Source organism: Victivallis lenta (genome assembly GCF_009695545.1).
GTDB lineage: Bacteria > Verrucomicrobiota > Lentisphaeria > Victivallales > Victivallaceae > Victivallis > Victivallis lenta.
In genome coordinates, this window is record NZ_VUNS01000015.1 from 118,874 (window position 1) to 127,850 (window position 8,977).

Consider the following 8,977-nt stretch of genomic DNA (forward strand, 5'->3'; position numbering starts at 1 on the left):
GCGCTTGCAGTAACCGTGGACTCGTTTTCGCCGGAGATGCAGCAGATGCCGGGCGATTCAATCCGGTTATCCACTACGGCGAACGGCAATCCGGCGCGCTTGAGTTCGGCGGTCAGCTCCTCCGGAATCCGGTTGTTGAAAGCCCGAAGAACCGGAATGTTTCCCGGTAAAACGTATCCCGCTCGCAGGAACCGAAATCGGCCGGAATCCCGCACACGGCATTCGCAAGATCCTCCGGGGTGATTTCATCAATCGCGCGCGAGGAATTCTGCCAACGGAAACGCGGTATTCCCGGTAACTTTCCGTGGAGACTCCTGCCGGCCTGCAGACCGGGGTCTCTCCGGATTTCGAACTTTCAAGCTCCCGGCGCCCGGATTTTGCGGCGGAGAACCGGGTCGTGGAAGAACTCCTGCCGCAGCGGTTCGCTGTTCTCCCACGGTTGGTGCTCCTTCCGATGTTTCGGAATGGATGCGCAAGGGTGAAGGTGACGATACCGATGTTGCGCCACCGGGGCCGGGTCCGGTTGACTGATATCTGTTTCCGGACTCAGCAGCGGTGAATGAGAAATTTCATGATCTGTCAATTGGCTGAATTTGATAATCAAAATCTTATTTTGGTTTTATCGAACGATTAATATTCCGGAAACTGCGTGGCGTCGTACCAAGCCGTTCCTGAAATAACCGGCAGATATAGTTTCCATCACAGAAACCGCTTTTGAGGGCAATTTCCATAATGGAAAGATCCGTGTTGCACAGCAACTTGATTGCGTGGGAAAATCGAAGCTCCTTGAGATATTCTCGAGGAGTACAGCCGGTTGCATTGCGGAAACGGCGAAAAAAACTTCGTCTCGACATGTTGACGACTTTCAACAGATCCCTGATTTCAATCGGTTCTTCCAAATGGTCGTGCATGTAACGGATCGCATCTCCAATCAAAAATTCCGGAATAACCGATTCCTTCACAGCCACTGCCGAACGGCAAAGTGCCACAATAATCTCCATGAATATTGCCATACTGCAAAAGTTCCGGCCGGGACGATTCGAGTTCAGTTCTTCTGCCAATTGACTGATTTTGCCGGCCAACGCAGCACTCTCTGCCATGCTGAGGCGCAACAACGGCTGTGCCACCAGCTCCGGTGCGATAGAATGTCGCGGTGTCAACAACCGGTCAAAGAGCGGCATCAGCTCTCCATCCAGATACGGTAACGCCAGCTTATGGGGATCGTAGACAAGGTTGACTAAACCGAGAGTTTCTGTTTGGTCGTAACAGTGGGAAATTCCCGGATGAATCAGAAGTACATCCCCCGCATGAATTTCTGCCGTACATTCTCCGGCAGATACCTCATCCTCTCCCGATGGCTCACTCTTCCGATTCATACGAACCAGATGATTTCCACGGCCACTCAGGACTAAAACAAGCTCCATGAAGGTATGACCGTGAAACTTCAGTGCCGGATGAGCTCCACTGGCAACCTCCTCCACATAGAGCGGAATTGCATGACGCGGCAGGTACCGTGCCAGATCATTGGTCAGAAAGCTCGTCATTCACCGGGTCGCTCCAAATTTTCAGTGTTTTTCGTGCGGAACATCCGAGAAGCTCAGAATATCACTGACATTCCAGTCGGTCAGAAATGCCGCCCCGAATGTCAGCGTAAGATGAAACAGCGATGTATTCCACTTCGTCTCCCGTCCCCATCCTTCGAAAGTGCGCGTACCGCCCTCCGCAAGAATATTGAGCCAGGCCTGATCATCTGTGAGCAGCTCCCGGAGAAGCTCATCCTCGTTCTCTTTCTTCAGGAACGCCAGAAGCGGAAAAGTAACAAACAGCAGGCTTTGCGATAACCGTTTTTCACGTATCATCGCGATTACGTTTTTGACTCCCGCACGATCCGGGAATAATTCATAAAACGCAGCATAAATGTTTCCCGGCATACTGATGTGCCCGGACTCCACACTGTCACGGAAAAGCTTTCGCTCCCGATCATAAAACGCTTCCACAAATGCTGCTTGCAATGCAGCAACATCGGCATACGGCTCAAGTCCGAGCCACCGGGCGATCTTATTCAGGCATTTGACGGCGCCGATGTAATAGGCGTTGATCGCATTGTGTTTGGTGTCGCACACCTTGCCCTCGGTCAGGTCGACATCGTAATTGTCGCGCATATTATTCGGCCACTCGACGACGCACCATTTGTCGAGGCGATTCAATAAGCCGTCAGCCTCCGCGTAATTCTCACGGTAGAAATCAAGGATATCGGCAAACGCGGCGTAGCGTTCCCGCACGAAATCCCGATTCCCGGAGAGATGGCAGTACTCCAGCAGCAAGCCGAACATGATCAGCGGATATTCGGCGATCTCCTGCATGAAGGAACAGGCGGCGCAAGTCATCAGCCCGCGGTTCACGAAAGCGGTACGCAGAAAATCATCGAAAAACTTTTCCATCAGCGTGTAATCCCGGGTCAGAAGGCAGAATGTCAGCAGGCTGTAACAGCCGTCTCCCAGGTAGTAGCCTTTTTCACGCTCCATGCAGTCTTGAATGACCTCCTGCACCCCATAGCGGAGCGAATCGACGCAAAGCTTCCAGACCGCCAGCGATTTTTCATCATTGCGGTTGCAGGCTGCCCGCAGGACAAACGGATAGTGCCGCGCCTCCAGCACGATGGACTCCGGATCAATCCGGCAACCGGCAGGACATTGCAGCTCGGCATAACGAAATGATTTGTAGTCAAACTGGTTCAATACATCCCATTCCGCCCCCGAAAGCAGGAAGCTCTCCTTATAAGCGCAGTTGGCCCGCAACTTCCAGCGGAGCGAACCGTCCGGCTCCAGTTCCTGCGCAAAATACATGACGACCTCAAGACCGCGATCGCCGGAGGCCCGGAAGCGGAGAGAGCCGACGAAGATCCCCCCGAAGTCGATTCGCCAGGACGCACCGCACTTTTCTATTTTTTCCGGACGGATTTCCTCAATTGTCAGTTGTTCCGAAGGCTGGCGGAAGAGGCGGTAATCCGCATGGCGATGGATGCAGGCGCATTCCCAGCCGGAATCATCGAATTCAGGCCGTTCGAATCCGACCTCCGGTGCCGCAGCATCGTAGCATTCCAGAAACTGGGTCTGGTATCCGGTAATTCCGGCCGAGACAAAGCCGGAGTGTTCCCGGCAGCGGACGCTCTCATCCGAGCACGCAATCAGTTCTCCATCCGCCAGAAGATCGAAAATCACTCCGTGCCGGCGGTCGCCGCTGACCCATACGCGATTGATGAGTCCCTGATAATAGGAGTGTACCGCCAGTGTATTGACTCCGGCATGGACAAAGCGGGAGATGTCGATTTCATTGTAAAAATAGTGAAAAGGGTATCCTGCCGCAGGCCCCTGCCCGACTCGGACACCGTTGATATAGAGCTTGTAATAATCGTCGCCTGAAATCCGGATAACTGTGGAAACGGCTCCTTTCATTGTGAATTTTTTTCGGAAAAGGATGTGCCTGTTTTGCCGTTCCGGTTCAGAAACGGGAAGGGAACCAGTGTCGAGCTGTCGATGAAACATGTTTTGCGGACGAAGGTTACAAAATTCGGCCGTGGTAATCCATTGTCCCTGGAAATGTTCTGGAATTTCTTTCATGTGTTTCCGTTTCTGTGATGGCTTGATGGCAGATGCTTTCAGGAGTGGCTTTTTTTAGCGTAGCATATTCCTGCTGTTTTTCAATGGCAATTTTCCAAATTTCATTTAAAAATATTAAAATTTTTTCCCGGTTCTTCGACTTCCCGTTTGATGAAACGAAATAAGAAATAGGAATTGGCACTTCGTGAATAAAAAATGACATTTTCAGAAAGGTAATGATAAAGAGTTTGAAGTATAATATTTGCAGATCAACAAAAGGAGTTCCTGAATGAGATATAAGCAGTTCTTTTTTACTTTTCTGATTACTGCAATCAGTTGCGGTTTCGCCGGAGAGGTCGATTTCAGCCGTTATCCGAAGCGCAAATGCTGGGCGGCAGGCGGTGTGGTCACCATTACGCCCGCATTCGACGCATTGAAACTGACCTGGAATCCGGCGGAACGAAAATTCATGGAATTCACTTTTCCGCAAGCCCCCCTCCTTGGAACCTTTGAAAAGCTGACCGTAACGGTCAAACTCAAGCGCTCGGAAAAAAGCACGCTCAATGCGCTCGCTCTGCGGCTGATCGACAAGGACGGCGAAATTTTCCAGTTCAAAAAAAATGTCGGCCCGGAAACGACGCAGCTCATTTACAGGATAAACGGTCTTGACCCGAAACCCAACGGCTGCTGGAAAAGTTCAGCCAAGGCTGTCGCAAATAAAAAGATGGACATGCCGGTCAGCCTCCTCGGCATGTCGGTCGATTATCCGGCAAACTCCGGCCCCGGTGAAGTGCTGGTCACATCAATCCGTTATGAGAAATTTCCCGAGGAATCTGAACCGGTCAATGCGCGTGAGGCCGTACCGGTTCCGGGGGAAAAATTCAGGACCGGGACGGAAAACGACCAGCGATTCTTCGAATACAGCGAGGGTATCTTTTTCCCGGTGCTCCGCGGCGGCCAGTTTCGTCTGCGTGTAAAGGCGGGCGCGGCTCCCCAGGCCCAGTTGCTTTTGCTGCACGGCAAGCAGGAAAAAGCGCAGAAACCGGCAACGGTGAAAGCCGGCGACGACAATGTTTATACGCTCATCTATCCAGTTCCCTACGAACTGGACGGCACGTCGGTTTCGCTGAAAAAAATCAGAATTGATTCGGCCGGGCCTGTGCAGATGATTGATCTGACTTACGAAATCCCGCATGTGGAACTGGCGTTCAACCTGGGTGAAGGTTCCGATTTCAACATCTGGCAGCAGGGCGTGCCGGGAAAAGTCCGTTTTTCCAACACCCGCACGGCAGCGCTTTCCGGCAAAGCCGAACTGATCTGGAGCGATAACGCCGGGAAGGAACTTGAGCGTATCATCGAACACATTGAACTTGCTCCCGGCGAAAGCAAAGAGATTGCGCTGCCTGAACCGCAACTCTACGGCCTGTATCATCTCAGCGGTACTCTGCCCGGCAAGGACGGCCGTCCGGTCGTCTTCCGCCGCCGCCTCGGGTTCATGCCGCCGAACAATGCCGAAGAGCACGACGGCATGCAGTATGGCGTTGCGCTGCTGACCCCGGCATTGAAACGTCTGGAAATCACCGCGCGCGCCGCCCGTTACTGCGGCGCGGACTTCGACCGCTCCTCGATCATCTGGGCGTATATCGAACGCCATCAGGGCAAATGGGACTGGAGTTATCCCGATGCGCATTACAGAATTTTAAAGGACGCCAAACTGCGCTGGGCGCCGATCCTCTGGTTCCCGCCGCGCTGGGCGACCTCGAAAACGTGGAAGCCCTCCTATGAACCGGTGATGCAGAGTTTCGGTTTTCCGCTTCCCGACTACGATCTCTGGACAACCTATGTCCGCAACTGTGTGGAACGTTACGGCAAAGAGAACATCCGCGTCATGGAGATCTGGAACGAAGCGGAACTTCCCGGCTTCGCCAACTTCACGCCCGAAGAGTATGCCGAACTGCTGAAACGTGCCTACGATGTCATCAAGTCGGTCAATCCGAAGATTCAGGTTTCCGCTTGCGGCTATACCTGCATGCCGGGGCAGCACCCGCGCATGACCTTTCCGGACTTCATGCCGCGCTCGCTGAAAGCGGCCAGGGGGAAATATGATCTTCATCCGATTCATTATCACGGATTTTTTCATGAATACGTCGGCGGCATCGGCGCCTTCCTCGAAGCCCGCAAAGAGTGGGGCGTCACAGCGCCGTGGGCGGCAAATGAAACGGCGATGACCTCGAGCTTCTGCACTCGTCTGGCGCAGGCGGAAATTCTCTTTGAAAAGATGGTCTACTCGCAGGTCAAGGGGGCCGTCGCCCACGTCTGGCACAATATGTACGATCTTGGCCGCGACCACTTCAATAAGGAACACAATTTCGGGCTGCTCGACCATGCGCTGGAACCCAAGGAGGCTTATCTTGCCTACAACAACGTCACGAGGCTTTTCCGCGGCGCCGGATTGGTGCGCGATCTCACCGTCGGCGACTGCTACATGTTTCTCTTCAAAAAAGGCGACACCCTTCTGATTCCCGGCTGGACACTTTATCCGCCTGCTTCCGAGCGGTTGTTCGAGCTCACAGGCGTCACCGGCAAAGCGGAATTCATAGATGTTTTCGGCAACCGCACACCGGTCAGGACGGAAAAGGGAAAACTCCTGCTGCACGTCTCTTCGGCACCGATGACGCTTGCGTTGGAACAGGACACATTGCCGGAAATCAAGGGAGAGGTTTTCACGGCAACCCGAGATTTCGGTGAATTCAAACTTGCCTCCGGAAGCGGCGTGAAGTCCGTTACCGGCGCATTTGCCGACGGCAGCGCCCGTGAACTCGCTGTCGGCGGCGACGGGACTTTCCGTTATCCGGTCAAACCGGAAAAGTTGCGGAAACCGCAGGCGCTCACCCTGACTTTCGATACGGAACTCGGTGAATTCGCCGTCCGCAAATTCCTGACTCCGCAATTCCGGTTGCCCGCGAATGCGAATTTCAACCGTCCGGCGGATTTCTCGCTGCAGGATGCGTCAAGCTACATGCAGACTTCGCCGAACGACCCGATGTATGCCGACTGCATTTACAAGGGCGCGGATGACTGCTCGGTCAGGCTCTGGCTGGGCTGGAAATCCCCCGATAAAATCGCAGCCAGGGTCGTGGTGCGCGACGACATCCATTTTCAGGATCAGAAAGGCGTGCAGATTTATCAGGGCGACGGCCTGCAAATCTTCTTTTCGCAGACCATTACCGGCGGCATGTGGAAGGTCGGTATTGCCAAGGATAATGATGGTGAGATCCGCAAATTCTGCTGGATGAAGCCGGGCAAAGGCGATGGCGATGCACTGCTTGAGGAAATTCCGGTCAGCATCATCCGCAATGAAACAGCCAAAGATACGGTTTATGAGATGGAATTCCCGGCGAAACGGCTTGGAATCGTCCGCGGCAAACCGTTCCGTTTTAACTTGCTGGTCAACGACAACGACGGGCGTTGCCGTGTAGGTTATCATTCACTCACGGAGATCCGTGGCGACGGCAGAAATGATATCGGATATCCGGTTATTGTATTTGAAGAGTAAAGTTTCCCGACAAACAATCCCAGAAAGGAGCCTTTTATGAAAACGCGTTTTACCAATTTCAAAAAATCATCTACCGGAAGCCGCAATTCATTCTCGCTTATTGAACTTCTGGTTGTGATCGCGATCATCGCCATCCTCGCGGCGATGCTGCTCCCTGCACTGAATAAAGCACGCGTTTCCGCAAAAACAACGAACTGTGTCGGCAATATGAAGCAGCTTACCCTCGCCGTTGCTATGTATACGAATACTTATAAACGTCTTCCACCTGCAAATTACTCCTCCGGAGTCGACGATCCCCGTGCGTGCCAAAGTGGTATAAATGCCGTCGGCATCGGTCTCCTTGCCAAAACAGGAATGATTCCGGGGAGCGATCCGAATAAATATATTCAACTTAACGCAGATGGGGAAAATCGTCCTGCTGTTTTCAAATGCCCGTTTACAGACAAAATGGGAGCAGGAGCAGGATTTGTCAACTTTGCAGATTACATTTATGGGCGTGATGAATCCGCAAATGCAGGCGGAGGAGGTTATCTCAAGGGATTCGGAAAATCTTTTACTCAAGTTCCCGGTACTAGAGTCATTATGTGGTGCTACTGCGCAGACCACTATCTGCGTCAGGATAAAGTCCCTCCGGCCTACTGGACGCATAGTGGAGCCTCGTCGGTTTTCGGCCGTCTCGACGGTTCTGCTCAAACACTTAAATACACATATGCCAAAAGTGTCCGAGGTACAGTAGGAGCGGCCAACCATGAAGCGTTTCTCAATAGTCTTTAATTTCTGAATTTACAGAGTTTCTTATGACATCTCAGATATGGATGCGTCCTTATGGATGGGGCGTAGAGCCTCCTTATTTTGCCGTTTTTCGAAATATTTTCGAAGTTGCGGAGCCTGTTGTATTGCGTTTTTCATTCAGTGCGGATGAGCGGGCAACTCTTTTTTGCGACGGCGAAGTGATTGCCGACGGACCGCCGCGCGGTACACCGGAACGCTGGTTTACGGCAACCGTGGAACTTCCGCTTGCGCCGGGGAAACATGTCCTTACCGCCCGGCTTTTCGCATTCGGCCCTGCCCTGACTGCTTATGGCCAGATGTCGGTCAAGCCGGGAATATTCGTTCAAGATGAAAGTGGTGTACTTTCTTCCGACTGGGAGTATCAGCTTTGCATGGGATGCAGTTTTGCGAACAGCAAGACCGATTGGGGCAGTTATGCGCACATCCTGACCGATGAGGCTTTCAACTGGAGAGCGTTCGAAGGCGGAGGCGGGGAGTGGAAAAAGCCTGAATATGTCAATGATCCGCGGCCATTGGAATCCACACCGCTGCCGCCGATGCGATGCGAGGAGATTCACAACTACCGTCAATGCGGACCGTTTTTCTGTTTTGACGATTATGTCTGCGTCTATGGAGACTACATCTTTTCCGGCACGGGCGAGGTCCGGCTCCGCTGGGCGGAGCCGGGATATGATGCTCCGACGCCGCCTGACGGTTTTCCGACCGGACACAAGCCGGGAGAACCGTATCCCTACTTCAGCGGTCCCGGCGACCGTTTTCAGCTCACCGGAGAACGCATCCGCTGGCGTGATTACTGGTGGCACGCAGGGCGGACGCTGGAAATGACGATCCGGGGGAATGTGAAGATCGAATCCGTCCGCTTTTTCCAGACCGGTTATCCATGGGAACTCCGACGCGACCTCAACGTCCCCGGTGATGAGCGGATGACCCGGCTGCTTCGCCGTTCCTGGAGAACGTTGCAGGCATGTTCCTTTGAAACCCTGATGGATTGCGCCTATTATGAACAGCTTCAATATATTTCCGACAGCCG

General features: G+C 53.1%; 5 protein-coding genes and 1 pseudogene. 3 read left to right on the forward strand and 3 right to left on the reverse strand.

The window, feature by feature from the left end:
* Nucleotides 1-608: 608 nt before the first annotated feature.
* The 3 genes from FYJ85_RS13950 to FYJ85_RS23175 all read right to left on the reverse strand — a co-directional run bounded on the left by FYJ85_RS13950 (nt 609) and on the right by FYJ85_RS23175 (nt 4,089).
* On the reverse strand, nt 609-1,544 hold the full coding sequence (locus FYJ85_RS13950) for a helix-turn-helix domain-containing protein (protein WP_154419262.1): 936 nt from the start codon (nt 1,542-1,544) through the stop codon (nt 609-611).
* Between the two features lie 21 nt (nt 1,545-1,565).
* Complete coding sequence (locus tag FYJ85_RS13955) at nt 1,566-3,455, reverse strand: family 78 glycoside hydrolase catalytic domain (RefSeq protein ID WP_206213193.1); 1,890 nt, start codon at nt 3,453-3,455, stop codon at nt 1,566-1,568.
* Nucleotides 3,456-3,561: 106 nt separating this feature from the next.
* Nucleotides 3,562-4,089: a hypothetical protein gene (locus FYJ85_RS23175; RefSeq protein ID WP_206213194.1), complete on the reverse strand. Its 528-nt coding sequence runs from the start codon at nt 4,087-4,089 to the stop codon at nt 3,562-3,564.
* Here FYJ85_RS23175 and FYJ85_RS13960 point away from each other — a divergent pair.
* The 3 genes and pseudogenes from FYJ85_RS13960 to FYJ85_RS13970 form a co-directional block, all read left to right on the forward strand.
* Entirely contained in the window at nt 4,069-7,155 is a 3,087-nt protein-coding gene (locus FYJ85_RS13960) for a hypothetical protein (RefSeq protein ID WP_206213195.1), read from the forward strand. The two genes, FYJ85_RS23175 and FYJ85_RS13960, sit on opposite strands and share 21 nt — an antisense overlap.
* A gap of 36 nt (nt 7,156-7,191) precedes the next feature.
* Nucleotides 7,192-7,929, forward strand: coding sequence for a DUF1559 family PulG-like putative transporter (locus FYJ85_RS13965; RefSeq protein WP_154419265.1), 738 nt, complete (start codon nt 7,192-7,194; stop codon nt 7,927-7,929).
* A 389-nt stretch (nt 7,930-8,318) separates the two neighbouring features.
* Nucleotides 8,319-8,977 (forward strand): annotated as a pseudogene (locus tag FYJ85_RS13970) (hypothetical protein); the annotation flags it as partial.

Coding starts and splice junctions, on each gene's coding strand:
- FYJ85_RS13950 (WP_154419262.1), bottom strand. CDS start 1,544: ATGACGAGCTTTCTGACCAATGATCTGGCACGGTACCTGCCGCGTCAT.
- FYJ85_RS13955 (WP_206213193.1), bottom strand. CDS start 3,455: ATGAAAGGAGCCGTTTCCACAGTTATCCGGATTTCAGGCGACGATTAT.
- FYJ85_RS13960 (WP_206213195.1), top strand. CDS start 4,069: ATGGAATTCACTTTTCCGCAAGCCCCCCTCCTTGGAACCTTTGAAAAG.
- FYJ85_RS13965 (WP_154419265.1), top strand. CDS start 7,192: ATGAAAACGCGTTTTACCAATTTCAAAAAATCATCTACCGGAAGCCGC.